The 26,166-nt window shown below is 42.8% G+C and carries 25 protein-coding genes; 9 read left to right on the top strand and 16 right to left on the bottom strand.

Annotation, left to right across the window (positions count from 1 at the left end):
- Positions 1-15: 15 nt before the first annotated feature.
- The 4 genes from AC1DUD_RS01215 to AC1DUD_RS01200 form a co-directional block, all read right to left on the bottom strand.
- Positions 16-912: an SDR family oxidoreductase gene (locus AC1DUD_RS01215; RefSeq protein ID WP_477370449.1), complete on the bottom strand. Its 897-nt coding sequence runs from the start codon at positions 910-912 to the stop codon at positions 16-18.
- Between the two features lie 75 nt (positions 913-987).
- Positions 988-1,566 carry a Crp/Fnr family transcriptional regulator gene (locus tag AC1DUD_RS01210; RefSeq protein ID WP_477370446.1) on the bottom strand — a complete coding sequence of 193 codons (579 nt, stop codon included), beginning with the start codon at positions 1,564-1,566 and terminating at the stop codon, positions 988-990.
- Between the two features lie 153 nt (positions 1,567-1,719).
- The gene (locus AC1DUD_RS01205; protein ID WP_477370442.1) at positions 1,720-2,541 is read right to left on the bottom strand and encodes an alpha/beta fold hydrolase; all 822 of its coding nucleotides are present in this window, start codon (positions 2,539-2,541) and stop codon (positions 1,720-1,722) included.
- Positions 2,542-2,785: 244 nt separating this feature from the next.
- Positions 2,786-3,682, bottom strand: coding sequence for a winged helix-turn-helix domain-containing protein (locus AC1DUD_RS01200; protein ID WP_477370439.1), 897 nt, complete (start codon positions 3,680-3,682; stop codon positions 2,786-2,788).
- Between the two features lie 103 nt (positions 3,683-3,785).
- On the opposite strand from AC1DUD_RS01200, the gene AC1DUD_RS01195 reads away from it, so the two are divergent.
- The gene (locus AC1DUD_RS01195; RefSeq protein ID WP_477370436.1) at positions 3,786-4,391 is read left to right on the top strand and encodes a YceI family protein; all 606 of its coding nucleotides are present in this window, start codon (positions 3,786-3,788) and stop codon (positions 4,389-4,391) included.
- A 39-nt stretch (positions 4,392-4,430) separates the two neighbouring features.
- On the opposite strand, the gene AC1DUD_RS01190 is transcribed toward AC1DUD_RS01195, so the two are convergent.
- The 3 genes from AC1DUD_RS01190 to AC1DUD_RS01180 all read right to left on the bottom strand — a co-directional run bounded on the left by AC1DUD_RS01190 (position 4,431) and on the right by AC1DUD_RS01180 (position 6,701).
- Positions 4,431-4,811 carry a VOC family protein gene (locus AC1DUD_RS01190; protein ID WP_477370434.1) on the bottom strand — a complete coding sequence of 127 codons (381 nt, stop codon included), beginning with the start codon at positions 4,809-4,811 and terminating at the stop codon, positions 4,431-4,433.
- Positions 4,812-4,874: 63 nt separating this feature from the next.
- A complete protein-coding gene (locus AC1DUD_RS01185) occupies positions 4,875-5,681 on the bottom strand; it encodes a helix-turn-helix domain-containing protein (RefSeq protein WP_477370431.1) in 807 nt (268 codons plus the stop codon).
- Between the two features lie 156 nt (positions 5,682-5,837).
- Complete coding sequence (locus AC1DUD_RS01180) at positions 5,838-6,701, bottom strand: hypothetical protein (RefSeq protein WP_121232590.1); 864 nt, start codon at positions 6,699-6,701, stop codon at positions 5,838-5,840.
- A gap of 277 nt (positions 6,702-6,978) precedes the next feature.
- Here AC1DUD_RS01180 and AC1DUD_RS01175 point away from each other — a divergent pair, with 277 nt between their 5' ends.
- Positions 6,979-7,653: a hypothetical protein gene (locus AC1DUD_RS01175; RefSeq protein WP_477370428.1), complete on the top strand. Its 675-nt coding sequence runs from the start codon at positions 6,979-6,981 to the stop codon at positions 7,651-7,653.
- Positions 7,654-7,667: 14 nt separating this feature from the next.
- Here AC1DUD_RS01175 and cysS read toward each other — a convergent pair whose 3' ends face one another.
- From cysS to mutL, 5 genes are all read right to left on the bottom strand, one after another.
- A complete protein-coding gene (gene cysS / locus AC1DUD_RS01170) occupies positions 7,668-9,134 on the bottom strand; it encodes a cysteine--tRNA ligase (RefSeq protein WP_477370425.1) in 1,467 nt (488 codons plus the stop codon).
- 87 nt (positions 9,135-9,221) lie between these two features.
- Positions 9,222-10,328 (bottom strand): endonuclease/exonuclease/phosphatase family protein, encoded by a 1,107-nt coding sequence (locus tag AC1DUD_RS01165; protein WP_477370422.1) that lies wholly within the window; start codon positions 10,326-10,328, stop codon positions 9,222-9,224.
- Positions 10,329-11,201 carry a rhomboid family intramembrane serine protease gene (locus tag AC1DUD_RS01160; protein ID WP_477370419.1) on the bottom strand — a complete coding sequence of 291 codons (873 nt, stop codon included), beginning with the start codon at positions 11,199-11,201 and terminating at the stop codon, positions 10,329-10,331. It lies immediately after the preceding gene.
- Positions 11,202-11,234: 33 nt separating this feature from the next.
- A complete protein-coding gene (locus AC1DUD_RS01155; RefSeq protein ID WP_477370416.1) occupies positions 11,235-11,960 on the bottom strand; it encodes a rhomboid family intramembrane serine protease in 726 nt (241 codons plus the stop codon).
- An 18-nt stretch (positions 11,961-11,978) separates the two neighbouring features.
- Positions 11,979-13,838: a DNA mismatch repair endonuclease MutL gene (gene mutL, locus AC1DUD_RS01150; protein ID WP_477370413.1), complete on the bottom strand. Its 1,860-nt coding sequence runs from the start codon at positions 13,836-13,838 to the stop codon at positions 11,979-11,981.
- A 127-nt stretch (positions 13,839-13,965) separates the two neighbouring features.
- Here mutL and AC1DUD_RS01145 point away from each other — a divergent pair, with 127 nt between their 5' ends.
- Positions 13,966-15,597 (top strand): amidohydrolase, encoded by a 1,632-nt coding sequence (locus AC1DUD_RS01145; protein WP_477370410.1) that lies wholly within the window; start codon positions 13,966-13,968, stop codon positions 15,595-15,597.
- Positions 15,584-17,401: a serine hydrolase domain-containing protein gene (locus tag AC1DUD_RS01140; RefSeq protein ID WP_477370407.1), complete on the top strand. Its 1,818-nt coding sequence runs from the start codon at positions 15,584-15,586 to the stop codon at positions 17,399-17,401. Before AC1DUD_RS01145 ends, AC1DUD_RS01140 begins: the two co-directional genes overlap by 14 nt.
- A 127-nt stretch (positions 17,402-17,528) precedes the next feature.
- Here AC1DUD_RS01140 and AC1DUD_RS01135 read toward each other — a convergent pair whose 3' ends face one another.
- Both AC1DUD_RS01135 and AC1DUD_RS01130 read right to left on the bottom strand, forming a co-directional pair.
- Complete coding sequence (locus tag AC1DUD_RS01135; RefSeq protein WP_121232581.1) at positions 17,529-18,491, bottom strand: AAA family ATPase; 963 nt, start codon at positions 18,489-18,491, stop codon at positions 17,529-17,531.
- 4 nt (positions 18,492-18,495) lie between these two features.
- Positions 18,496-19,965 carry a peptidylprolyl isomerase gene (locus AC1DUD_RS01130; protein WP_477370405.1) on the bottom strand — a complete coding sequence of 490 codons (1,470 nt, stop codon included), beginning with the start codon at positions 19,963-19,965 and terminating at the stop codon, positions 18,496-18,498.
- Between the two features lie 178 nt (positions 19,966-20,143).
- Between AC1DUD_RS01130 and AC1DUD_RS01125 the strand changes: the two genes are divergently transcribed.
- The 4 genes from AC1DUD_RS01125 (at position 20,144) to AC1DUD_RS01110 (ending at position 22,224) form a co-directional block, all read left to right on the top strand.
- Positions 20,144-20,737, top strand: coding sequence for a hypothetical protein (locus AC1DUD_RS01125; protein WP_477370403.1), 594 nt, complete (start codon positions 20,144-20,146; stop codon positions 20,735-20,737).
- A gap of 22 nt (positions 20,738-20,759) precedes the next feature.
- Complete coding sequence (locus AC1DUD_RS01120; protein ID WP_477370400.1) at positions 20,760-21,344, top strand: non-canonical purine NTP diphosphatase; 585 nt, start codon at positions 20,760-20,762, stop codon at positions 21,342-21,344.
- Between the two features lie 183 nt (positions 21,345-21,527).
- Positions 21,528-21,695: a hypothetical protein gene (locus tag AC1DUD_RS01115; protein WP_477370397.1), complete on the top strand. Its 168-nt coding sequence runs from the start codon at positions 21,528-21,530 to the stop codon at positions 21,693-21,695.
- Between the two features lie 49 nt (positions 21,696-21,744).
- A complete protein-coding gene (locus AC1DUD_RS01110) occupies positions 21,745-22,224 on the top strand; it encodes a hypothetical protein (RefSeq protein ID WP_477370394.1) in 480 nt (159 codons plus the stop codon).
- A gap of 161 nt (positions 22,225-22,385) precedes the next feature.
- Here the strand turns inward: AC1DUD_RS01110 and AC1DUD_RS01105 are convergent, their stop codons facing one another.
- Both AC1DUD_RS01105 and AC1DUD_RS01100 read right to left on the bottom strand, forming a co-directional pair.
- On the bottom strand, positions 22,386-23,519 hold the full coding sequence (locus AC1DUD_RS01105) for a lactonase family protein (RefSeq protein ID WP_477370391.1): 1,134 nt from the start codon (positions 23,517-23,519) through the stop codon (positions 22,386-22,388).
- Positions 23,520-23,600: 81 nt separating this feature from the next.
- Positions 23,601-25,091 (bottom strand): pseudouridine synthase, encoded by a 1,491-nt coding sequence (locus tag AC1DUD_RS01100; RefSeq protein WP_477370388.1) that lies wholly within the window; start codon positions 25,089-25,091, stop codon positions 23,601-23,603.
- Between the two features lie 231 nt (positions 25,092-25,322).
- On the opposite strand from AC1DUD_RS01100, the gene AC1DUD_RS01095 reads away from it, so the two are divergent.
- Entirely contained in the window at positions 25,323-26,108 is a 786-nt protein-coding gene (locus AC1DUD_RS01095) for a lytic transglycosylase domain-containing protein (RefSeq protein WP_477370385.1), read from the top strand.
- The last annotated feature ends 58 nt before the right edge of the window (positions 26,109-26,166 follow it).

The following is a 26,166-nucleotide window of genomic DNA, read 5'->3' as shown; positions in this document are numbered from 1 at the left end:
AGCTTAGTCAAATGTCTATTTCAAAAAATACCCTGCAGCGCCAATATCGGCAATTAACCCTGCCCCTTTAGGCTGCCAATTTAAGGCCGCCCGCGTTTTATCGCTTAATGATGGGCAATTCATTGACGCAAAATGCAGAAACCAGCCAAAATGTGCTGCAGCCTCATCACTTGTTTTACTAAGCACAGGTAAATGCAGGCCCTCGCCAATGGCTTCGGCAATTTCCCGGAATGCGATGCCTTCTTCAGCTACGGCATGAAATACACGGAGTTCTGGTTGCTTTTCAACGATCAGGCGGTATAAAGCCGCGGCATCTGAACGGTGAACGGCTGGCCAGCGATTGTTCCCTTCAGCGATATAAGCCGATTGGCCTTTTTCCCGCGCCATGTTAATGATCATCGGTACAAAACCGTGATCGCCTTCACCATGTACACTTGGCGGCAGACGTACAGTGTAAACTTTTACGCCTTTTGCAGCTACAGCCGCAGCTGCCTCTTCCGAAGCTACCCTCGGAATAACATCTGATGTAGCCGGTGGTACATCATCTTCGGTAGCCAAACGGCCATAGTTCAAAAGGCCAACGCCAGAGGTAATCACTAAAGGCTTATCTGAACCTGCCAATGCATCGCCCAACGCTGTGATTACCAGTCGATCAGCTTCACAGTTAGCTTTGAATTGCGAAAAATCATGATTAAAAGCCGTATGGATCACGGCATCACAAGTAGCGGCACCTTTCTGAATAAACTCCAGGTCATTAATATCGCCGCGATATACTTCAGCACCGGTTGATGCCAGTTGTTCGGCCCCCTTATCTGAACGGACAAGGCCCAATACTTCATGACCTGCGCCTAAAAGTTCTTTTACTATTGCTGAGCCTACAAATCCAGAGGCTCCGGTTACAAATACACGCATAAATTAAATGATTTTGTTAATGCAAAATTCACCAATAAAAACCCGCTAAAGATGGTCAGCTGACCATAATTTCAATTAACGCTGGAGCTGCGCGTGACGGATCCGGGTAAGGGTTTTTATCGAGATGCCAAGATACGCGGCAATCATGCGAAGGGGTAAACGGGGCAAGTAGTCTGGAAAAGTTTGCACAAAGTCTTCGTACTTTTCTTCAGGTGTTGCACTTAATGATAATAGGATCCGCTTCCGGCTGTAATGGGTGTTGCGGGCAATGAGGTCCTCCGCAAATTTCTTCAGCTGTGGGATTTCTGCCCGCAACATTTCAAAGTCCTTTTTTTGCCAACAGAGTATCGTGCTGGGTTCTGCCGCTCCTATGCTCACTTGCGATGGGATCTCCCGGTCGTAACTTTCAACATCCAATGTCCAGCTGTTTTCTGGCGAGAATTGCAGGATATGCTGATTCCCGCTGGCAGAGATATTGAAGGTATACAGCAATCCACTTATGATAAAAACCTTATGCCTGCAAATTTCGCCTGCACTAAAAAGGAGTTCGTTGCGGCGCAGCTTCTTTAACACAGCGAGGTTACTGATTCGGCGGATAGTCTCTTCTGATATGTCACTTCCCGATCGCAGGTATGTTTCAAATTCCGGATGCATTATTCAAAAATAATAAACATTTCGATAGCGAACCTCGATAACTAAAGCATAAGCAACGATCAACCATGGGTTATGATCGTTAATTGGTATTAAATTGCAAACGGCTGTCTCTTTCGGGACAGCCGTTTGTATAATACAGTAATTGATAAAGAATTATTCTTTAATAAAAGCTAAAAGATCTTTATTAATGGTTGCAGCCTCGGTAGTTGGCATACCATGCGGAAAACCAGGATAAGAAATCAGTTTGCCGTTTTTTAAATGTTTAATAGATTTTAATGCTGAATTTGCAAACGGAACGATCTGGTCATCTTCGCCATGCAAAACAAGTACGGGAATATCCACACTTTTAAGGTCTTCTGTAAAATCTGTTTCCGAAAAGGCTTTAACGCAATCATAATGTGCTTTTATTCCGCCCATCATGCCCTGGCGCCACCAGTTGTCCCTGATACCTTGTGATATTTTAGCTCCTTCGCGGTTATAACCGTAAAATGGCAGGGTAAGATCCTGGTAAAATTGGTTCCTTTGAGTAGCAGTGCTTTCACGGATTCCATCAAATACAGCAATAGGAACACCATCCGGGTTGCTTTCGCTTTGAACCATAACAGGCGGAACCGCACTGATCAGCACAGCTTTAGCTATACGGCCTTTTCCATATTTAGCAGCGTAGTGGATAACTTCGCCACCGCCGGTAGAATGCCCGATATGGATGGCATCTTTCAGATCAAGCGCCTCAACAAGCTCAGCAACATCTGCTGCATAAGTATCCATCTCGTTGCCGGTTGCGGTTTGGCTTGAACGGCCATGTCCGCGGCGGTCGTGAGCTATAACTCTGTAGCCTTGTTCAAGGAAAAAGAACATCTGCGCGTCCCAGTCATCGGCAGATAAAGGCCAGCCGTGATGGAAAACCAATGGTTGCCCGGTTCCCCAATCTTTGTAATAAATCTCGGTTCCGTCTTTTACTGTAATTTTACTCATTTTGTTTTTCAATTATGGTGTTTAATAAAATGCTGAAGATGCAGGGCTGTTTTGAACAAATTATCGATGAACACAATGATGATTTTCAGACCCAAATGTTTAAGCTCAGTCAAGGCCTATCGACAGTTTAAAAGTAGCAAATTAAAGATGGGATGCCCGGAAATCAATCAAAATTTACCTCCATATAATAAATAGCGCATTTTCTTTGACAGATTGATGGGTACTTTGTGTAGCCACAAAGTGGTTATTCCTTGATTTCCAGCTTATATCCCTTACCGTGTATATTTACCAGTTTAATAGCGGGATCATGCTCCAGCTTTTTACGTAATTTTGATATGAACACATCAAGGCTCCGGCCAACAATTACGCCTTCATCTTCCCATATCTCTTTTTGCAGCCTGCTCCTTTCAATGATCACATTTGGCGACAGGGCAAAGATGAGCAGCAGTTTATTTTCCTTTAAGGTAAGCTCGGCAATCATTCCGGCACTCTGCAGTTGTCGTTTGTCCGGGTTAAACAGAATTTCACCTATTTTAAGACTATTATCCGGAGCAGGATCGTTTTCAATTGGTTTTTTCCTTCCTTTACCCGACTTTGAAATTATAAGCCCGATAAACGCTAATAAGGGTATACCGCCAATTAAATAACCTTTTTGAGGTATATTCCATCCCTGGCTCTTAAATTTAAGGTTGATAATGTAGCAGCTTTTAGGCTGCTTCCGCCCTGAGCAGGGCATTATGTTGTCTTTTTTATTTTTGAACATGGCATAGCCGAATACAACATCCTTCCCCCCGCAATTTAAAACGTTCACAATATAGTCTTTAGCGAGGTTATCCTTTGCCAGCGAACTGCTGATTGCTTTTTCAAGCGAATCGGGCTGAAATGAAAATTCATTCTCAAACCGTAACTGGTATTCATTTTCGGCGATCTTTTTTACCGGGAGCACCCGCGATGTACTATCCCCTGAATATAACAATACCTCATGCCCTATTTTCCTCAGCAAAATCTCTTGCCGGGCCGCATCAAAACCATCGTCCCCGGCAAAGCTAAAAGCCGCACATAAAAGGGTCATGAACAGCAGGGAACCAAGCCCCAGCAAGCGTTTGGTGTTCTTATTCATGGATAATTTCAAGCCGGCCATATTCATGAGGATTTAATTTACAAAGTTTACAATTTTATTTACAATAACCATTGTAGCAAACGCACTGTAGCTGAGTAGGTTTACCGCACAAATCAATTACACAATGTTAAAAATATACACGATTATCCTGTTGCTGGCTATGAGCTGCTTCTCTGCCGGCGCACAGCAAACCTACCACTTAGATATCAAAAAAAGTAAAGTTTTATGGGATACCCGCAAAACAATGGGCGGCCATCATGGCTATCTGCTTTTTAAATCGGGCAGCCTGGATTATACAGCTGCCGGCGAGCCTAAAACCGGTGCCTTTACCCTGAATATGAATGCCATATACAGCACCGATCATGCCGATGCTGCCGGGAATAAAAAGGTAGATGAAGAATTAAAAAAAGAAGGCTTTTTTGCAACAGAACGGTATCCGGAAGCAACCATGACTGTTAAGGAAATCACACGCATCGGCCAATCAACTAACTTTAAGGTGACTGGTGTGCTTACCATAAAAGGGATAGCAAACCCTATTGAATTTTCGGCAGCTATTATTAAAAAGAAAGATATCATCAGCGCTACGGCTAATACCACAATTGACCGCGTTAAGTGGAATATCGATATGCAGCCGAAACGGGAGGCATGGGATTTCGTTTCGGCCTTAAAAAACAAGGTTGTTGCCGATGAGATAGCTATTTCGTTGAACCTTACATTTACGGCTAATTAAATACCCGCAACGCGTAGTTAATGATCTATGGATCTTCTTTTATAACGGATTGGTTATCCACCAGGTGTTCCCGAACGGATCTTTTACGCCTGCGCTGCGCCCATATGATTGATCGGCTGGCGGGATGATATTTTCAGCACCATTATCAAGGGCTTTTTGATACGTTTCATCACAGCTATCCACATACACAAACATCCCCGCATTTTGCTGCTGATAGGTGTCGGTACAATCGGCAAACATGATGGTACTTCCATTTATATTAATTTCGGCGTGCATAATGGTGTTTTCATCTCGCATGGCTTTGAACTGTTCGATTGCGTTAAAAACTTTTTGGGTAAAGTCGATAAATTTAGCGCCGTTTTTAACAACGAGGTAAGGCATTACAGCCTGGTAGTTTTCGGGAATGTTTATTGTTGACATAGCTTGTTTATTTTTATTCAAAATTAGCGCTCTCACAATCCCCAAAATTGTAAAAACCGGACATTATGAATCCCGGTATTCGGTTCCCTCGGCCTTGCCCGAAAAATAATAACCAGGATGATAGCCTGTAAATTCTTTTACATCATGAATAAAGTGCGACTGATCGTAATACCCGCATTCCATCGCTATTTGCGTTAGTGTTTTATTGGCACTGTATTGCCGCAGCGCATCCTGCAGGCGTACCAGCCTCATGTAGGTTTTGGGACTAAAACCTGCGTCCTCCTTAAACTTGCGGTCAAATTGCCTTGCCGATAGGTTGTAAGCACCGGCCAGCTGGCTAACTGTTCTGTATTGTTTATTGTGGATCACATCCCTGATAGCTATCGCCATTCTATCGTCTTTTAAGCCATTTTGATGCAGGCGGGCCGTTAAAAATGCAGACAGGATCTCTGCGCGCTTATAGTTATCTGATGCCAGGATAATCCGCTCTTCCAATTCGCGGCCGGGGCGGTTTAAAAAAGTATCGAAATCAAACGCGAGGTTACTGGTTTGGCTGCTTGGGATATTAAAGAAACAGGGTATAGCGAAAGGATAGATATAGGCACCAAAAATCCCGAAGCTTTCTGTTGTAATAAACCTGCGGTATTGTGTGGTTTGGAACTGGATGCCTGATGGCCCGGCATTTTGTCCGGTTTTGTCCGTTAACTCGTCAAATGCCGAGCGGTAATGAAATACCATTTCGGTACAACCATCAGCAACAGAACGATAAATGTATGAGGATTCATCTGCATCAAGTTCATGTTCAAGCACCCAGTAAAATCTTACATAGGGTTTCAACTCGGTCGGTGGCTGGATGGTATAATAACGCATTGCTATTGGGATTGCGAAAATTCAATTTACGAATTAATCCCGAATCTCCAGCCAACTATCTTTAAGTCAGCAGTATGTAGTCTAAAGTCACAAGTCGGATTTTTTCAATACTTAGAACTTATGACTTTAGATTACAGGCTGCGTCATGACATGACACTATTCATTCTCAATAGGTGAAAAGATCTCAAGCAGAATATTCCATCTTTTAGCTTTATCAATTTCCCATACCCTAACGTAATTGTAGTTGCCCACAACATTACCTTTGGTGATACGGGCGTGGCCATAAGTATAAGCCAGGTCATTACTGGCAGACCGGCCGCCATCGGTAGTTTCGGCAGTGATGCTGATGGCCTCATTATTAATAAATTTCATTACCACGTCGGTTCCGGTCATTGGCGGAAATCCCGGGAAATAATAGCGGCCCTCGGGGCTTAAAAATTCCTTGTAGCTGGCCATTGCCGATAAGGTTAAACCATGGTTAAAAGTTTTATCGGTACCAATGATCACATTTTTGGCGCCAAATGGGTCCTTACTTGGACCTGAACGTTGTGCCGGATCTGGTTCTTTAAAATCAGTAACGGCTTCTTCTTCGGCTTCAGGGTGCTGGATACCGAGGTCGATAAGTAATTTTAGCTTCCCGTCGGTATTAGTACGCCAAACAGATACATAGTCGCCATATACCTTATCGTCATCGGTTTTACCGTTTTGATACACATAAGGACCAGCGGTGAACGCCAGGTCGCCATTGGCCGAGATCCTTGCAAATTTAGGCTCCCAGCTAAGTTTGCCGGCTTGCTTATCAATCTTACTATAAAAATCAACAATCTTTACTGCATCAGGTTTAAATATGATGCCTTCAGGATCGGCAACTGCCAGGAAGCCATCTTTTATTCCTTTACGTTCAACTAACTTATCAAAAGCTTGTTCAACACTAACTACCTTGTTTACATTAACAGCGTCCTGCGCCAGGGCAAAAGCACTATAACCAATAAATGTAGCAGCTAATATTATTTTCTTCATATTTATATTCGGGTTTTAGGGAGCAATTTAGTAATAAATTTTAAGTCGGAAATGCAATAGTCAAAATGCATGCAACTGCTTAATATCATTTAACAGATGCATCATTTTTGCTTTATGCTGAAACGAAGATAGGGGAGAATAATTGCAAAGAGCGGGTTTGATCATATAAAATATGCGTAAATAATTAAATTTACTTAATAATGAAGTTCAATAAAAAAACACTTAACTTCATAACCAATCTTATCCGTTTTTGTTTAAACCAATATAAATTGCCTTCATGAAAAAGTATAAGTTGTACTGTATATCTGTGCTTTTGTTGTTCTGCTTACAAGCTAAAGCCCAATATTTATCTGACTACTCGGGCAGGCCATATTATTTAAAAACTTATGCCGAAATACAAGGCAGCCCCTTACTAAGCGATAATTGGGTAACCGGAACCGTTAGCTTTGCCAACGGGAAAACGGCTACTGCTATTTTAAATTATAATTTGTATGGCGATGAATTACTGTTTAAGAACCCTAAGGACTCGGCAGTTTTATCGTTTGTTGATCCCGTTAAAAGTTTTTCACTAAAGGATGATACAATTGAAGAGAGTGATATTACCGCCCCCACTTTCAGCAGCGGCTTCCCTGCTGCCGATGATCAAACAGCAAAAACATTTTACCTGGTTGTAGGCGAGGGGAAAATAAAACTGTTAAGATGCTACAAAAAAAAGGTTGTTGAGTCAAAAGATTTCAGTTCCCAAATTACCACAAAGTCATTTCTGTCGGCTAATGTTTACTACCTGTTCAGTAATAACCAAATGGTTAAGATCAAGCCTAACCAAAAAACGATACTTGCTGCAATGAATGATAAAGCTGCCCAGGTGCAGGATTATATCAAGAAAAACTCCGTAAATTTTAAAAGCGATGCTGCATTAGCTAAATTATTCAGCTACTACAACTCGCTTTAAAATATGATCTGATATCAGGCTTTGCTCCAGGTAGTGCCTTCTTTGCTGTCTTTTAACTGGAAACCTATTTGCGATAACCCGTCCCGGATCTGATCTGAAGTGGCGTAATCTTTATTGGCTTTTGCGCCGCTGCGCAGATCAACAATAAAGTTTAACACTTTGGGCAAGTCGTCATTAGCGGCCTGCTCGTTTTGTAAGCCGAGTACATCAACCACAAAGGTGTTTATCAGGTTAGTTAACAGCTCAAGGTTCGCGGCATCAATTTTCAGCTTACCATCATATACCGAGTTGATAATGCGCGATGCTTCAAATAGTTCGGCGATTAATACCGGGCTGTTAAAATCATCATTCATGGCCGCGTAGCAGCGTTCCAGCAATGGAGCAATTTCAACCTCGGTTGTGGCAGATGCTTTTAAGCCATCGTTGAGCAGGGCAAAGGCATTCATGAGGCGTTTAAAACCTTTTTCGGATGCTTCCATAGCTTCGTTTCCAAAATCAAGCGTGCTGCGGTAGTGTGCCTGTAGCATGAAAAACCTGACAGTCATGGGACTGTAGCCTTTATTCAGTATCGAGTTTTCGCCGCTAAATAATTCATGCGGCAAAAAGCTGTTGCCTAATGATTTCGACATTTTTTGCCCGTTTACCGTAAGCATATTGGTATGTACCCAGTAATTGGCGGGGTTAGTGCCGCAGCAAGCTACATTTTGAGCAATCTCATTGGTATGGTGCGTAGGCACAAGATCCAACCCGCCGCCATGGATATCAAAGTGGCTGCCAAGATATTTCTGGCTCATGGCCGAGCATTCCAGGTGCCAGCCAGGAAAGCCCACACCCCATGGCGAAGGCCATTTCATCAGGTGTTCGGGTTTCGCTTTTATCCATAACGCAAAATCAAGTTTGCCGTGCTTATCCTGCTGACCGCCAAGTGTGCGGGTATTGTTTAAAAGATCTTCAAGGTTGCGACCGCTTAGTATGCCGTAATCCTGGCTTTTGTTATATTTTTCAACATCAAAGTAAATGGAACCATCAACCTCATAGGCATAGCCCTTTTCGAGGATTGCTTTTACCATTTCTATCTGCTCAATGATATGGCCGGTGGCTGTTGGCTCGATGCTTGGCGGCAGGTTGTTCAATACCTTCATCACATCCCTGAAACCAACGGTATATTTTTGTACTATTTCCATGGGCTCAAGCTGTGCCAGCTTGGCCTTTTTTGCAATTTTGTCTTCGCCCTCGTCGCCTGCATCACCTTCAAGGTGACCCGCATCGGTAACATTACGTACGTAGCGCACCTTGTAGCCAATGGCTGTAAGGTACCGGAACATAAGATCGAAAGATATATAAGTGCGGCAGTTGCCTAAGTGAACATCGCTATAAACAGTAGGCCCGCAAACATACATGCCAACATGCGGCGCGTTGATGGGCTTAAATAATTCTTTTTTACGGCTTAAAGTATTGTAAACAAACAAATTTTGTTGCATGAGCGCAAACTTACGATTTTTTCAATTTTAAGCTACTGCCTGCTGAATTTCGGATTTATTTTTACAAATGCAGGGCAATGATTTTATTTAGTTCAATACCAGGTCGCTGCGCACAGAATAATGGTCAGAAAGTTTCTTTTCAATCACCTTATAATTAAAAACAGAAAATTGCCGGCTGCTCATGATATAATCTATCTGGTAATTAGGAAAATCGCCGTTGTACGTACGCCCAAGACCTGAGCCTTTCTCGCGGAATGAATTGTTTAAGCCTTTGGCCATCTGGTTAACTGCGAATGATGACGGCGTATCATTAAAATCGCCGGCTATAATATAAGGATATGGGCATTGGGCAGCGTGCGCCTTGATCTTAAAAACCTGTTCGGCCCTTTTCTTAAAGGCTATTTTTAGTTTGCTTCCCAGTTTCTTCGTCGATTGAATATCAGTTTTGCCTTTTTTTGATACACTATCAATGTATTTATAATCCTCCGGGCCAAAATTGATGGACTGCAGGTGCACATTATAATACCTGAAAATTTTATCACCCTTTTTTATATCGGCATATAAGCATTGGTTTCCGGATGTTCTATCTGCCGCAAGGCGGATCATTCCTCTTGATACAATAGGAAATTTCGAAAAAATAGCCATACCAATAGCTTCGAGGCTGTTGAAATTAAATGGCTCAAAATAAAAGTTATTGCTGCCTAATATCTTACAGAGGGAATCTCGGGTTTCGTACTGTCCTTTGTTGCGTGTGTAAAACTCCTGGAAACCTATTACATCCGGCTGTTCGCTGTCAATGAGCGACAGTATCTCATGTTTGGTAGATATGTCATTACTGAAACCAAAATGCTTAAAGTTATGCACGTTGTAGGTCATAACATGCACTACATTCAGGCCCGGGGGTAACGAAAAACTTGATTTAAACCTGAACCCGATATTATTATTAAGTACGCCCCAACCAATTAAAATACTAACCAGCGAAAACAAAAACTGCCAGCGTTTGCGTAGCAGCCAATAAACCATCATAATTACATTGAGCAGTAATATAGGAGGATAGGCAAGCCCGAAGAAAGCAAATATCCAATACTTGCGTGGATCAATGGAGGGGGCTAAATATCCGATCAATAAAGCAAAACAGAAAAACAGGTTTATCCATAATAACACCCTGCTAAAAATACTTTGCTTTTTTATCATTTAGTCCTGTTTGCTTGCGCGCGATAAAATTTCCCGTTCTTGTTTGCTTAAACTATTGTAACCCGATTGCGATATTTTATCTAAAATACGGTCAACCTCTTCCTGGCGTGGATAATCAGCCGCGTTTTTTCCCATATTATTTGAAACTACTTTTAGTTTGGATCTTGGCTTAAATAGCTTTGCTATACCGCCTACCCAGTCATGCCCTTTTTGTAGCTGCTTAATATACACAAATCCCATTAATGCACCGCCAAGGTGGGCAATTTCACCGCCGGCGTTTGCACCAACTATGCCCAAAAAATCAATAACAAGGATCACTAATACAAGCCATTTTAATTTTACTGGCCCAAATAAAATTAGCGATATGGTATAATTTGGCAGTAAGGTGGCGGTTGCCACAACAATGGCCATTACGCTGGCCGATGCCCCAACTATGGTACTGCCTTGTGCAGCGTTAACACTGGTGAATGCAGGCAGCAGGTTCAGGGCCAGCAGATATAACAATGCACCGGCAAGGCCGCCCATTAAATACAAACCTATAGTACGCTTATTGCCAAGATACTCTTCAAAGATCTGTCCCATCCAATAAAGCCAAAGCATATTGAACAGGATGTGGAGTACGCCGGCATGCATGAACATATACGTTAAAGGTGTCCAGAAATGCTTAAGCAGATCAGGCAGGTATGCCGGCATATTCAGATATTTATCGGCATAAAGTAAAATGATACTACCACCAAAATGAGTTAGTAATTGTTCAACTATTGCCGAAATATTGATTACCAGAAAAGCAATCACATTAATGCCGATAAGCAGGTTTAGCCTATTGCCAGACCGCAGCATTTTGTAGTGGATATTTTGCCAAAGGGTGCTCATAATAAAGCTGTATTACAAAGATAACTACTGTTATTAATAAAAATTGTTTGGTCGTTGTAATCTCCAAATTTTAACCAATAAAAACCCGATAAGCGCCCCGCCAAGGTGTGCAAAATGCGCCACCGAATCACCTGAAAATTGTTTAACACCTAAAAATAATTCTATAACCACATACACAGGTATAATATATTTTGCCTTTATGGGAACGGGGATGAACAATATCATCAATTCGAGATTTGGGAACAGCATGCCAAAGGCTATCAGCAAACCAAATATTGCTCCCGATGCACCAACTATTGGTGTCCCATAAATATCAAAAAGTTTTTGCGCATTTGCACCATACTCTAAATAAGATGACTGAAGCGCAGGATGAGCTATAGTAAAGCTGCCAGTTATTCCATGTACTTCTATAGCCTGCACTATTATTTGAAAAATGATTGCACCTATCCCGCATAAAAAATACAGTTGAAGAAATCTTTTTGGGCCGATAGCGTATTCTACAATCGGGCCGAAAGAAAACAGGGCAAACATATTGAAGAAGATATGGCTCCAACCGCCATGCAGGAACATGTAAGTGAAGATTTGCCATAGATAGAAGTAAGGTGAATTAAAATAAAAACCGCCTAACAGTGGCACTATTTTAGCATCATAAAATTGCCCGAACAGCACAAATGGCAAAAAACATATTATATTTATGATCAGCAGGTTTTTAACAACAGGTGTTAGGTTAGCAAAAGGTGATTGATTGTATCCGTTCATATATAATTTAGCCTGGGGCTATTTTTCAAATCGTTCCATTAATTCGTTCATGGTAAAGGTACTGATTACGGGCTTACCATTCAATGCCTGGTTGGGTGATTGACAGGCGAAAAGCTGGTCGATAAGCTGGTTCATTTCCTCAAGTGATAATTTGGTGCCTGTTTTAATAGCGCCATTACGGGCCAGTGATCGGGCCAGGTTATCACGTTTATCTAATTTAAGAATCGCCATATTGTTTTTAAAACCTTCCAGCAAATGTTCTAAAAGTTCATGCTCACCAACATTGTTCAGCTCGGCAGGGATTCCCTCTACTACCACCGTATTTTTTCCAAACTCGCGGATGTCAAAGCCCAGGGCCTTGATATCAGGTAAAAGTTCTCTTAATAACTCAAAATCGCTGCCATTTAGTGTAACCGACTGCGGAAACAGGCTTTGCTGGCTTACGCCCGAATGATTTTGCAGCTGCAATAAAAAACGTTCATATAAGATCCGCTCATGTGCAGCTTGCTGGTTAATGAGCATAAAGCCAGATTTTATTTGCGACAGGATAAACCGGTTATGGATCTGGAACAATTGCCGCTCACTTGGTTTGCTTACATCCTGCTCATCAACTGCTATGGTTTTTTCCTCGTGGATCTCGTGCTGAAAAAGGGTTTCTTTTTTTGAGATCTCATACAAGGTATCCCAATTTTGCGGGATCGCGTCTTTTTTATATCCTCCGCTATCCCTTAAAAATGGATGCTCCTGCCTGGGCTTTTCTTCCTTATTGGCAAAAGGGTTAAAGTTTGGATTAAAGGAAATAGTTGGGGCAATGATATCTTCAAATGGCTTAGGAGTGATGAGGTGCTCAATACTGTTTTCCTGGTCAAAATCCAGGCTGGGGGTAATGTTATATCTCCCTAACGACCGTTTTACCGCCGAACGGATGATAGCATAAATAGCTTTCTCGTCCTGGTATTTGATCTCTGTTTTAGTAGGGTGTACGTTGATGTCGATCTTGGAAGGATCGATATCAATAAACAGTACATAAAACGGAAAGCAATCATCTGGCAACAGTTCTTCAAACGCAGTTGTTACAGCGTGGTTAAGATACGAGTCCCGGATGAAGCGGTTGTTTACAAAAAAGAACTGCTCGCCGCGGGTTTTACGCGCAAACTCAGGTTTACCTACAAAGCCACGCAGCTTGATAATTGTTGTATCTTCTTCAACCGGAACAAGTCGCTGGTTATAATTATTGCCAAACAGGTGTACAATACGTTGTTTAAGCGTAGTACCCGGCAGGTGATAAACCTCCTGGCTGTCATGGTGCAACGTAAAAAAGATCTGCGGATGCGCCAGGGCCACACGCTGAAATTCGTCAATAATATGGCGCATCTCCACCGGGTTGCTTTTTAAAAAGTTACGGCGGGCGGGGGTATTATAAAACAAGTTTTTTATGGAGATGGATGTACCGGTATTGGCCGCACAGGGTTCTTGGCTTATTACTTCCGATCCTTCAATTATGATGCAGCTGCCCAGTTCATCTTCATGACGGCGGGTTTTAAGCTCCACCTGGGCAATAGCGGCGATAGAAGCCATTGCTTCGCCTCTGAAACCCATGGTGCGGATGGCAAACAGATCTTCGGCCTTGCGTATTTTGGAGGTAGCATGGCGCTCAAAGCACATGCGGGCATCGGTAAGGCTCATGCCGCAGCCATTATCAATAACCTGTATCAATGATTTACCGGCATCTTTAATAATAAGCTGGATCTTATCCGCGCCTGCATCTATAGCGTTTTCAACCAATTCCTTTACCGCAGAAGCCGGTCGCTGAACTACTTCGCCTGCGGCAATCTGGTTGGCAACGGCATCCGGTAAAAGCTGAATAATGTCTGACATCTAAAAAAAATTCCCTTCAATTTCTATTTCGATGCTAAATTAAATATTTGATGGCATAACTTTATGATTTGATAGTTGTATATACTTTTGTGGCTTAATACAATTACAATAAACATACAATCACTTTATGAAGAGACTATTGCCCGCGCTGCTATTACTGGCAGCGGCCTGCAAACAGAAGGAATACAATGCCGATATGCTGGTAAAAAACGCGGTTGTATACACCGTAGATAGCAATTTTACAACAGCAAGCGCATTTGTGGTAAGCGGAGGAAAGATACTTGCAGTAGGCAATGCCGATTCCCTTGAACAAAAATATAATGCCCGCGAAGTGATTGATGCACAGGGAGCTGCGGTTTACCCCGGCTTCATCGATGCCCACGCCCATTTTTATGAATATGGTATGGGCCTGCAGGAAGTAAACCTGGTAGGTACCCATAGCTGGCCCGAGATCATTGACTCGGTAAAAGCCTTTGCCGACCGTAATACCGATGGCTGGATCATCGGCAATGGCTGGGACCAGAACGACTGGACAAACAAACATTTTCCGGATAAGGCAAAGCTGGATTCGCTGTTCCCCATGCGGCCGGTGATACTTAGCCGGGTTGACGGTCATGCGGTTATCGCTAACCAGGCTGCATTGAACATCGCCGGCGTTAAACCAGGACAAACCATTAATGGAGGCGAAATAGAAACCAGTAACGGAAAGCTAACCGGCATCCTGGTTGATAATGCAGTGGGTATAGTTACCCGTAAAATCCCTGAACCTACAGCGGCTATTATAGATACTGCCCTTCTTTCGGCACAGAAAAATTGTTTTGCAGCGGGGCTTACCACAGTTGATGACTGCGGACTGCCTTATACTATGGTCAACACCATCAATGAACTGCAAAATAAAGGCGACCTGAAAATGCGCATGTATGTGATGCTGGCCGACAGGCAGGAGAATTATGAATATCTGTTTAAGCGCGGCATCGTTAAAACACCGCGGTTAAATGTAAGGGCTTTTAAAGTTTACGCTGATGGCGCTCTTGGCTCAAGAGGTGCCTGCCTGCTGCAACCCTACGCCGATTCGGCCAAATGGAGCGGCTTTTTGTTGAGTACCCAGAAACATTTTGAAGAGATAGCGCCTAAAATAGCAGCCCACGGCTTCCAGATGTGTACCCATGCCATCGGCGATTCGGCAGTGCGGGTAATGCTTAAAGTTTATGCGGCCAATTTAAAAGGCAAAAATGACCTTCGCTGGCGTATCGAGCATTCGCAGGTTGTATCACCACAGGATCTGGATAAGTTTGGTCAGTACAGTATCATCCCATCGGTACAGCCTACGCATGCAACATCAGATATGTATTGGGCCGGAAAAAGGCTGGGCAACGAGCGGCTTAAAACAGCTTATGCCTATAAACAATTGCTGAAGCAAAATGGATGGCTGCCGCTGGGTACTGATTTCCCGGTCGAGAACATTAACCCGCTTTATACGTTTTATGCAGCGGTTGAGCGTAAAGATCTGAAAGGTTTTCCTGAAGGTGGCTTCCAGCCCGAAAACGCTTTGAGCAGGATCGAAGCATTAAAAGGTATGACCATCTGGGCTGCCAAAGCCAACTTTGAAGAAAAGGAAAAAGGCAGCATTGAACCCGGTAAGTTTGCCGACTTTGTGATATTGGATAAAGATATCATGAAAATAAAAGGCAACGAGATCCCGACAACCAAAGTGACAAAAACCTATATAAACGGAGTTAAAGTATATGATAAAAAATAAATGGGGCCGTGTTCCTTTAGTACTATTAGGGTTTGCATTATTTAATACCGCTTGTGCGCAAAACCCGCCGTTAACAGGGCAGGCTTTCATTGCCGAAGAAAGATTGGTTGGCAATTCAACCGTGTTGCTTAACAATGCCTCCTATTTGGTGCCTTTGCAAAAGCTGGAGGATTTGAAAATTGCCAGTGTGCATTTCAGTAACCAGTATGCCACCGTTTTTGACAGCCTTTTAAACAAGTACAATAAGGTTGATCTGTTTGATGGTACAACCTATTCGGGCAATAAAACGCTGGCGAACTTAACATCCGACCTGAAGTTTTATAACACCATCATAGTACAAGTAAACGACGCTGATCTGGGTAACCCGGATGTGCTCGATTTTATCAGCTCCAACCAAAAAAACAAGAATGTAATAGTCGCTGCTTTTGGTAACGGTTCAGTATTGGGCAAACTTGATGTTATTACCGCCCCGGTGATCTGGACAGAACGGGTATCCCAGGTATCGGCCATCTACAGCGCCGAAGCTATATTTGGGGGGGTAGCTATCTCACAAAAATTAACAAAAAACTACAGCGCTGTTTATAAAACGGGGATGGGTTTTACCACCGATAAAACCAGGCTCCAATATACCGTTCCTGAAGAGGCAGGGATAAACGCCGCAAACCTGCAGGGTATCGATAAAATAGCGCAGGAAGCTATCCGTGAACATGCTACTCCGGGCTGCGTGGTATTGGTTGCCAAAGATGGTAAGGTGATATTTAATAAAGCTTATGGCTATCACACCTACGATAATGTAATGCCCGATAAGCTGACCGATATTTTTGATCTTGCCTCCATGACCAAGGTATCGGCCACTACCATGGAAACCATGCAGCTTACCGATCAGGGTAAACTAAGCCTGCAGAAAACCCTTGGTGATTATATTCCTCTTGCACGCAAAAGCAACAAAAACGATATCCAGATCCGCGAAGTGTTGTTGCACCAGGCCGGTTTGATCCCCGATATCCAGTCGTTTGAGAAGGTGAAACCAACAGATCACAGTACAGATTCATCCACAGCATATCCAACAAAAGTATCCGACCATTATTATTTACGGAAGGACTACTATAAAGATGTAATGTTCCCCGAAATGCTGAGCTCACCGTTGAAAACCCGTGGACAATATGTATATAGCGATGTGAGCATGTTGTTTATGCAGGAGGTAGTTGAAAATATTACAGCCATACCACTCAATGTATATGTACAGCAGCATTTTTATACCCCGCTGGGGATGCAAACCGCAGGCTTTTTACCGTTGTACCGCTTTACCCCCGACAGAATAATCCCTACTGAAAATGACAAGGAATACCGCATGTCGTTATTGGATGGTTATGTGCATGACCCAACGTCCGCCCTTTTAGGCGGGGTTGCCGGACATGCTGGTTTGTTTGGCAGTGCCAATGACGTAGCCATACTATATCAAATGGTTTTAAACAAAGGCAGTTACGGCGGCACGCAGTACTTTAAACCGGAAGTAGTTGACCTGTTTACCTCCAAACAATCCCCGGTAAGCCGCCGCGGTTTAGGATTTGACCGCTGGGACCCAATAGCCGATAGACATTATCCTTCAAAACTGGCTTCAGATCAAACTTATGGCCATACCGGCTTTACAGGTACCTGTATCTGGGTTGATCCTAAATATAACCTGGTTTACGTGTTCCTGTCAAACCGGGTAAATCCATCGGTAGGCAGCAAACTGGGCAGCCTGAATATAAGACCAAGGATCCAGGATGTGGTGTATGAGGCGATAACGAAGGGATTGTAGAGGGATTTCGGAACTGGGATTTTCGATTTCGGAATTGGTTTTAAAAGAAGAAGGTCTTGCGGTTTATTGCCACAAGACCTTCTTCTTTTTTATCGAGACTATTAAAAACTAATCTCTAACCACTACTCTAAAACAACTGCTCAATAATATCAGCAGCTGATAAGCCTTCGGCCTCGGCGTGGTAGCTTCTTACTATGCGGTGGCTTAAAATGGGTTTGGCTACGGCCTGTACGTCTTCAATATCGGGAGAGTATTTGCCATTAAGCACCGCGTGGCATTTAGCACCCAGTACTAAAAATTGTGATGCTCTTGGACCTGCGCCCCAGCTTAGCAAACGGTTAATTTGAGGTGTAGCAAACTCGCTGTTAGGACGGGTTTTCGACACCAGCTTCACCGCATATTCCATCACATTATCGGTAACCGGGATGTTGCGTACCAGTTGCTGAAAATAGATGATCTGCTGGGCGTTTAATATTTTATTTACTTCTACTTTATTGGTGCTGGTAGTGTTTTTAACAACCTGTAATTCCTCTTTGAATGAGGGATAGCTAAGGGCTACGTTAAACATGAACCTATCCAGCTGGGCTTCAGGTAAGGGATAAGTGCCTTCCTGCTCAATAGGGTTTTGGGTTGCCAGTACAAAAAATGGCTGTGCAAGCTTGTGGGTAACACCTGCCGCCGTAACTGCTTTTTCCTGCATGGCTTCAAGCAGGGCTGCCTGCGTTTTTGGCGGCGTACGGTTTATTTCATCAGCCAGGATAATGTTTGAGAAAACAGGGCCGTGGATGAATTTAAAGTTACGGTCTTCACCTAATATTTCAGAACCGATAATGTCCGACGGCATCAGATCGGGCGTAAACTGGATCCTTTTAAAATCAAGGTCAAGTACCTGCGATACAGTTTGCACCAGCAAGGTTTTTGCAAGCCCCGGTACGCCAACCAATAAACAATGCCCGTTACTGAAAATAGAGATCAGCACAAATTTGATCACTTCATCCTGGCCAACTATTACCTTACCTATTTCGGCACGAATTTGCTGGTAGGCCTGCTTTAAAGCGTCTGCAGCTTCTACATCAGAACGGTGTTGCATAAAGTTATTTAGATGATGATTTGATTTTGGTTTCAGGGATTACCAGCGTGGGGTTAGTATTTACCCATTTCTTCAACACATCATATGATTGATATTCTTTATCAATTTTAATGAAAGTTTCCTTGCGGCGTTTTTCAAACCACTGCGATACTGTTCTGTTAACCTTATCATTATAGGCATATTCCTTAAGTTTAGGAAAGTCCTGCTCTAAATTAGCTTTATGGGCATTGGTGGCCGATTTAAGCATCAATATTTTATAGCTCTTTTTACCATCGGCACCTGTAAAGATATCGGGTTTTGAAATGCTGCCAACTTTCATGGTGTCGGTAATTAGCGCTACTTTAGGATCAAGTTTATCGGTTGGGATAAATGTTGAGCGGCTTTGAACGTCTTCTGCGTTCAGCATCATACCGCCGTTGTATTTGGTATCCTTATCGTCGGAGTAGTAGGCGGCCGCGCTTGAAAAGTCAATAGCCATATTTTTATCTTTTACAAGTAAGGTGTAGATACTATCGGCTTTCGCTTTAGCCCTATCCAAACTTGCCTGGGTAACAATTGGTGTGATAAGGATGTGCCTTACGTGCACCTGTTCACCGCGGCGTTCAATCACCTGTAAAAAGTGAAACCCGAAATCCGTTTCAAAAACCGGAGAAATCTCTCCCGCTTTCAGCTTGAAGGCGTTTGCAGTAAATTCCTTAACAAAGGTGGTACGGTCGGCAAAGCCAAGATCACCGCCTTCAGGCGCCGAACCCGGATCCTGTGAATAAAGCCGCGCCAGTGTACCAAAGTCTTCACCTTTTTTTACACGTTGCCTTAACTCTTCTGATTTTGCTTTATAGAGATCTTTTTCTTCTTTGTTTAGTTTGGGCTGAAAAACGATCTCACCTACTTCAATCTCTTTGTTAAATGAAGGAAGGCTGTCTTTCGCGATCCCGTCATAATACTTTTTAACATCCTGGGGCGTAACGTTCAGCTTTTCGGTGATGTGCTGCTGCATTTTCTGGGCAACCATTTGCTCCTTCAGATCGGGCCTGATCTCGTCTTTATATTGAATAACCGAGCGACCTAAGAAAGCCTCCAGTTTTTCCTGTCCACCTGCACGCTGCGTCATTTCACGCATACGACGGTCAACATTGGCATCAACATCTTCTTCTTTTACCTCAATACTATCAATAGCAGCCTGTTGGGCAAGCAGCTTTTGGGTTAGCAAGGTTTGTAGGATCCGCGCTTTAACGGTTGGGTCCGGCTGGTTTCCCTGTACCAGGAAGTTGGCGTATGACAGTTCAATATCTGATAACAGTATTGGGCTGTTACCAACCACTGCTGCAATTTTATCAAGCGTTTTGCCTGGTGTGGTGGCAATAACCGAATCGGCTTTAACCAGTTTTTTTGCCGACGTATCTGATGCTACCTGTGCCTTTGCAAATGTTATTGTTAAAATAAAACTTAGTACTAATACTCCTAACTTTCTCATGTAACGCTGTTATGCTAAATAAAACGGGATAGTTAACCCGTTAAAAACTACGAATTTCGGTAAAATTTATTAATTATAGCCGAACAAATATTTTCTGCAAAATCAGCCGGCTATAATTGTGCTAATATGCCTATAAAGCTTGAGATCGTTTAACTACTTTTGGTTAAAATTTGTTAAAGTGAAAGTTGAGAACCCGGCCGCGTTTCGTTTTTTGTTAGAGGATGAGCTTTACCTGCTCAATGCAGATAAAATGTTATATGATAAAATTGTTGAACCCGAACCTACCGCAGCAGTACCATCATCCCCTGTTATTGAACATATTAAACCCGAGCCCGTAACAGCCACTCCTTCCTTACCCCCTGAACCTCAGCCTGTAATACAAACGCCGGTTGCCGAATTTAAGTATCAGGGCAAAAACTTAAAGAACTTCCTGGTACTTACTCATTATAAGGCAGATGGTTTTATAAAAACCGAGCATTTAACTGCTCTTGAAAACATCCTTAAGCGTAAAGACCTTGGGCCCGATGATGTAGCCATATTCAACCTGGCCAACTATAGTGAAACTAAATTCAGTCAGTTAAAGCCCCTTTTTAAACCAACCAAAGTGCTTGTTTTGGGAGGAGATGCCCTGCCACAGGATATCAAAGTACTTAAGCCGAATAAGCCGGTAACCTCAAACGGCATTACGGTGCTTTATACTTACTCGTTTGATGAGATGATGGATAATGTGGATCATAAGAAAACCTTTTGGGAACTGGTAAAAACGTTATAAATAAAATTTGCCTAAAAATAATATGCAGCAATTAGTTTTTGCTACCAATAACCGCCACAAGCTTGATGAAGTTTCGGCCAAGCTCAATGGGGCTATTAAATTGTTAACTCTTCATGATATTGGCTGTTATGATGATATTGAGGAAACCGGCACTACGTTTAAAGCCAATGCATCCATCAAAAGCCATCATGTATACACCGAATATAAGCTTAACTGCTTTGGCGACGATAGCGGACTGGAAATAGATGCCCTGAACGGTGAACCGGGTGTTTACTCGGCCAGGTATGCAGGCACGCACGGTAACCATGCGGCCAATATCAGCAAAGTGCTTGATAACCTAAAAGGCGAAACCAACCGCAAAGCCCGTTTTCGTACCGTAATTTCATTGATCTGGAATGGAGAAGAACATTTTTTTGAGGGTACAGTTGAAGGAACCATACGGCAAGCATTAAGCGGGAACGGTGGTTTTGGTTATGACCCTATTTTTGAGCCCGAAGGATACGATATTACCTTTGCTGAAATGAGCATGGAGCAAAAAAATGCTATCAGTCACCGGGCCAAAGCTATGGAGCAGTTAATAGCATTCTTGAACAAGGCCGGTGAGTAATTTCCTGGGATAGTAAATTATTTCACATTGAACTTAACAGCGTTATAAAGCAGTGCTTTGCTATTGATAGACTTTGTTTTTTAAAATTGATAAAACGTTTAATCGAAATTTATTCAATATTTTAAAAATTAACGCAACCTTACATGTATACACCCCGTAAAATAGAGCTATAAGGAATAACCTATGAACATTATTAAGCAGATCGGTAAAATTTTATCGGACAGGGACACCAATCCCAAGTTTATTAATAGCCTCAAAAAGGTTCGGGAAGCCGACCAGATTGCCGAATCAATCAATAAAAGGTTAAACGAATTAGAAAAGCGCACCCGGCAGCAAACTGTGAATTTATAGTTGTGCACTTTGGCAGGATTTATGCTATTTATGCATAAAATATACTGTCATGAAAAAGTTAATTCAAACCTCAATCGCAATCTTCTCGCTTATTTTGGTCATTTCGGCCTGCTCGTCAACCAAAAGCACAACTACATCTAATGTATCGCGCGGTAAATTTGTTGGCACCTGGACCTGTAATAATGTAAGTTATGACGGTCTTGTACAAAATGCAGTACAAAGCGTATTTGACCAGGCCCCTCCCGAAGCTTTTGTAGGCAGCACATGGAAACTTACCAATAGCGGTAACGGAATTTACACGTTAACCAACGGAACATCCCAAACCATATTTTGGTCGGTTTATAACGGCGGTACAACCGGTACCCAATTCCAGTTCAAAAAACTTTACGAAGGCGATAAAGCCAAAAACGTAGCCGAAGGTTACCGCCTGGATATTGCCACTAATGATGGATCAACCATGACCCTAAAATCCCCTGTTACTGTAGGTAACAGCACAGGGTACATTGTTTATTCGTTTACTAAGAGTTAAGCTTAAAGCCGAAGGCTGAAAGCTTAACGCAAAAAAGGAAAAGCTCAAAGTAGATATACTGCTTTGAGCTTTTCCTTTTTATATCAACGAACTTTTGGCTTTAAGCTATTGGCCCTAAGCTATTCAAATGCTTTAAGCCTTCGGCTTTCAGCTTTCAGCTACTACTCAGCTGGTGCAAATTTCAAGCATACCGGGTTGCCAATATCAACTCTGATACCTGTTTGGGCAAGTTTGCCTGTGTTTTGATCTATCTTAAATACCCACATGTTATCGCTGTTTTGGTTAGCTACTATCAGGAATTTACCTGTTGGGTCTATAGCGAAATCGCGCGGGTTTTTACCGTAGGTAGCCTGGCGGGCCACAAAAGTAAGCAGGCCTGTTTCCTGGTTTACAGCGTATATATTAATCTCATTCGTTTCCAAACGGTTTGAAGCGTATAAGAAACGGCCATCGGGCGACAAATGGATAGCTGCGCCCGCGGTTTGACCGGTAAAGCCATCGGGCAGCATCGTGATAGATTGTTTTTGCTTTAACTGGCCGTTTTTATAATCAAACGCAATAACATTCGATCCCATTTCTGTTACCAGGTAAACGGTTTTTTTATCAGCAGAAAACTCCAGGTGCCTTGGGCCTTCGCCGGGGGTAATACTTACAAAGGCAGGTGTTGCGGGTTCAATACGGGGCTCTTTTGACGGGCGGTAACGGAAAACGTTTATTTTATCGGTACCCAGATCATTATACAATACATATTTTTCATCGGGCGTAAGAACGGCCATGTGCGCATGGGCCGATTCCTGGCGCTCTTTATTTACACTATGCCCATCATCGTGCACTGTCTGTATCCCGTTTGCTATTGAACCATCTTTGTTTAATGGCATTACCGCAACATTACCACTTGAATAATTGGCTACAAGCAGGTTTTTCTGGGCTTTATCAACCGATATATAGCATGGATCGGCACCTAAAGTTGATTGCTTGTTAATAAAAGTCATTTTGCCGGTTTTAGGCTCAAATGAAAACGCGCTTACTTCGCCTTTAGGCAATTCATTAACAGCATAAATAAATTTGTTATTAGCACTTAATGTTAAATATGATGGGTTATTAACCCCATCAATTTCACTAAGATAAGCCAGTTTACCTGTTTCGGCATAAAAGCGGTACACTACAATGCCTTTACTTTTACCGGTAGTGTAAGTACCTACCAGAAGGTCAAAAGTTTTAGGGCCAGTTTTTTTATTTTGCGCGAATGTGAGTGCCGGTGAAAGCATAGCTATGATCAAAAGAAATTTCTTCATGGTTGATTATTGATGGTTATTGCTGTGCAAGATAGCAAAATAGACAAAAAAAATGCCCCGCGGATTAGCGGGGCATTTTTTTTATTTCATCAGGTGTTTTAACTGAATTACCTCTTTTTCATCAAGATAACGCCAGCGGCCACGTGGAAGATCTTTTTTGGTAAGGTTAGCGTAGACCACCCTGTCCAATTTTACTACTTCGTAACCAAGGTGCTCAAACATACGGCGCACAACACGGTTTTTACCGCTGTGAATCTGGATGCCAACTTCGCGTTTTGAACCGCCTGTTACATATGAAACTGAGTCGGGCTTAATCACGCCGTCTTCAAGCTCAACACCAAAGGCAAGTTTGTTCATGTCGCCCTGGCTTAAACTTTTGCTTAGTTCAACCTGATATAATTTAGTGATGCTGTTACGAGGATGCGAAAGCTTATCGGCCAAATCACCATCGTTTGTCATTAATAACAAACCGGTGGTGTTACGGTCGAGACGGCCAACGGGATAAATGCGCTCACGCGTTGCTTTTTCAACCAGGTGCATTACGGTACGGCGTTCTTGCGGATCGTCAGTTGTAGTGATATAATCCTTTGGTTTATTTAATAGTACATAAACCATTTTTTCGCGTTTCAGCGTTTCACCGTTATATTTAATAGTATCCTTAAACGGATCAACTTTGGTACCTAATTCGGTTACCACTTCGCCGTTAACGGACACCACACCTGCGGCAATCAGCTCATCAGCTTTACGGCGTGAGCAAATGCCTGCATTTGAGATATAGCGGTTCAAGCGGATCAGGCCGTCATCTTCTGATTTTTTAGCAGGAGCATTTTTACGGCCACGCATGGTTTTAGGGGCATCCTGTTGGTTTTCCCTGTCATGCGGCCTGTGTGCCGGCCTTTCGCCAAATGGTGATTTCTCTTTAAAACCACCTTCACGTTTTTTAAAGCCGCCTTCAGTTCCTCGTGGTGCAAACTTACGATCGCCGCCTTCTGTTCCCCTTGGTGCAAACTTACGATCGCCACCTTCTGTTCCTCTTGGTGCAAACTTGCGTTCGCCGCCTGCATCACCGCCAAAGCTTCTTTTAGGTTTACCCTCAAAGCTTGCTGATGAACGGGTACGTGGAGATGAGTAAGGTTTCTTTTCGCCTTGTGAATCGCCGAAGCTTCTTTTTGGTCTATCGCTATCACCGGTTGTCGGTCTGCCGCTGTAAGGTTTACGCGGGCCGCCGCTGAATGATTTTCTTTCGCCTGTGCTATCACCACTAAAGTTTCTTTTTGGCCTGTCTTCACTGTCGCCGGTTGGCCTGCCTGAGTATGGCCTTGGCTTAGCGCCTGATCTTTTAGCGCCAGATGATTCACCGCCCCTAAAATTGCTTTTGGGCTTATCGTCACTGAACCTGTTGCTTTGAAATGTTTTTTCCGGTCTGGAAAGTATTTTTTTCTCTCCGTTTGGAGTAGCTTTACCTTTTGGGGTTGATGCTGATTTTTTTGGTCGGTCGTCGGATTTTGAACTCCTTGATGACGACTTTCCGGGTTTGTCGTCGCGACTACCTGCTGGTCTCTTAAATACCATAATTTTTTGTTTAGCGCTTTCGCAGCGTGAGGGTCAAAGTTACGCTTTTTTGCCAATTTTTATCTAAAAAGATCAAAAAAATATCCTCTTGCAAAATCGCCGTTTAAACGCTTTTAAACCCTGTTTTTGAACCGAAAACCACATCTAAAAAAGTTAGCAAAATCCTAAGTATTTGATTATGTGATTCGTATGACGTACCTTTGCAGCACATTCTACCAAATGTATAGTTAAATGATAGGAAAAGAAATGATTAAAAAACACTTACTTACGTGCTCCGTAACGCTGGTGCTGGTTCTCATTTCCGAGCTTAATATTTTCGGTAAAATTGTTACCGAAAAAGCTGCAAAAGCAGCGCCTTTAAGCCATCGAACCTCAGATTTTATTTTTCTCAAAAGCGCAAAGGCGGTTGCTTACAACTTTGCCAATGAAGCTTTACCAGCTAATGACGAAAGGGTTACCCGTAAACTTAACAAATCGCTCAGGCAGCACGACTATAAAAGTGTGCAGAGCAACGTTTTACACAGGAAAGCCGAACTATGGTTCCCTATTATTGAACCGATTTTAAAGTTTTATGGCATCCCTGAAGATTTTAAGTATGTACCCCTGGTCGAATCAGGCCTTAAATCGGGTACATCATCTAAAGGGGCATCGGGTTTTTGGCAATTTATGCCGGGTACAGCACGTACCTACGGACTAAGAGTAGGCCATGGAGTTGATGAGCGGAAAAACCTTCGCAAATCAACCATTGCAGCCTGCAAGTATATCAAAGAACTATACGATGAATTTAACAGCTGGACACTGGCGGCTGCTGCGTATAACAATGGCTCGATCAAATTAGCGCGTGCCATTAATAAGCAAAATGAAGATAACTACTTCCGCATGAAGCTGAACCGCGAAACCGGTTCATATGTTTATAAGCTTATTGCTATGAAAGCAGTTATTGAGCAGCCAAAGCAGCACGGATATGATAATTATTTTTATATCCCGCCTGCATCACAGTTGCTGGCAATTAATTAATAGCAGGTAATCATACTGTAAATTAATTAAAAGATTACATTACGGAGCACTTTGAGGC

The organism is Mucilaginibacter sp. P4_A11 (genome assembly GCF_056402535.1).
This window is presented reverse-complemented; position numbering and strand designations above follow the sequence as displayed.

Coding starts and splice junctions, on each gene's coding strand:
- AC1DUD_RS01215 (WP_477370449.1), bottom strand. CDS start 912: ATGCGTGTATTTGTAACCGGAGCCTCTGGATTTGTAGGCTCAGCAATA.
- mutL (WP_477370413.1), bottom strand. CDS start 13,838: ATGTCAGACATTATTCAGCTTTTACCGGATGCCGTTGCCAACCAGATT.
- AC1DUD_RS01190 (WP_477370434.1), bottom strand. CDS start 4,811: ATGTCAACAATAAACATTCCCGAAAACTACCAGGCTGTAATGCCTTAC.
- AC1DUD_RS01185 (WP_477370431.1), bottom strand. CDS start 5,681: ATGCGTTATTATACCATCCAGCCACCGACCGAGTTGAAACCCTATGTA.
- AC1DUD_RS01100 (WP_477370388.1), bottom strand. CDS start 25,091: ATGGTATTTAAGAGACCAGCAGGTAGTCGCGACGACAAACCCGGAAAG.
- AC1DUD_RS01180 (WP_121232590.1), bottom strand. CDS start 6,701: ATGAAGAAAATAATATTAGCTGCTACATTTATTGGTTATAGTGCTTTT.
- AC1DUD_RS01195 (WP_477370436.1), top strand. CDS start 3,786: ATGTTAAAAATATACACGATTATCCTGTTGCTGGCTATGAGCTGCTTC.
- AC1DUD_RS01165 (WP_477370422.1), bottom strand. CDS start 10,328: ATGATAAAAAAGCAAAGTATTTTTAGCAGGGTGTTATTATGGATAAAC.
- AC1DUD_RS01120 (WP_477370400.1), top strand. CDS start 20,760: ATGCAGCAATTAGTTTTTGCTACCAATAACCGCCACAAGCTTGATGAA.
- AC1DUD_RS01155 (WP_477370416.1), bottom strand. CDS start 11,960: ATGAACGGATACAATCAATCACCTTTTGCTAACCTAACACCTGTTGTT.
- AC1DUD_RS01110 (WP_477370394.1), top strand. CDS start 21,745: ATGAAAAAGTTAATTCAAACCTCAATCGCAATCTTCTCGCTTATTTTG.
- AC1DUD_RS01145 (WP_477370410.1), top strand. CDS start 13,966: ATGAAGAGACTATTGCCCGCGCTGCTATTACTGGCAGCGGCCTGCAAA.
- AC1DUD_RS01160 (WP_477370419.1), bottom strand. CDS start 11,201: ATGAGCACCCTTTGGCAAAATATCCACTACAAAATGCTGCGGTCTGGC.
- AC1DUD_RS01205 (WP_477370442.1), bottom strand. CDS start 2,541: ATGAGTAAAATTACAGTAAAAGACGGAACCGAGATTTATTACAAAGAT.
- AC1DUD_RS01200 (WP_477370439.1), bottom strand. CDS start 3,682: ATGGCCGGCTTGAAATTATCCATGAATAAGAACACCAAACGCTTGCTG.
- AC1DUD_RS01095 (WP_477370385.1), top strand. CDS start 25,323: ATGATAGGAAAAGAAATGATTAAAAAACACTTACTTACGTGCTCCGTA.
- AC1DUD_RS01210 (WP_477370446.1), bottom strand. CDS start 1,566: ATGCATCCGGAATTTGAAACATACCTGCGATCGGGAAGTGACATATCA.
- AC1DUD_RS01115 (WP_477370397.1), top strand. CDS start 21,528: ATGAACATTATTAAGCAGATCGGTAAAATTTTATCGGACAGGGACACC.
- AC1DUD_RS01140 (WP_477370407.1), top strand. CDS start 15,584: ATGATAAAAAATAAATGGGGCCGTGTTCCTTTAGTACTATTAGGGTTT.
- AC1DUD_RS01175 (WP_477370428.1), top strand. CDS start 6,979: ATGAAAAAGTATAAGTTGTACTGTATATCTGTGCTTTTGTTGTTCTGC.
- AC1DUD_RS01105 (WP_477370391.1), bottom strand. CDS start 23,519: ATGAAGAAATTTCTTTTGATCATAGCTATGCTTTCACCGGCACTCACA.
- cysS (WP_477370425.1), bottom strand. CDS start 9,134: ATGCAACAAAATTTGTTTGTTTACAATACTTTAAGCCGTAAAAAAGAA.
- AC1DUD_RS01130 (WP_477370405.1), bottom strand. CDS start 19,965: ATGAGAAAGTTAGGAGTATTAGTACTAAGTTTTATTTTAACAATAACA.
- AC1DUD_RS01135 (WP_121232581.1), bottom strand. CDS start 18,491: ATGCAACACCGTTCTGATGTAGAAGCTGCAGACGCTTTAAAGCAGGCC.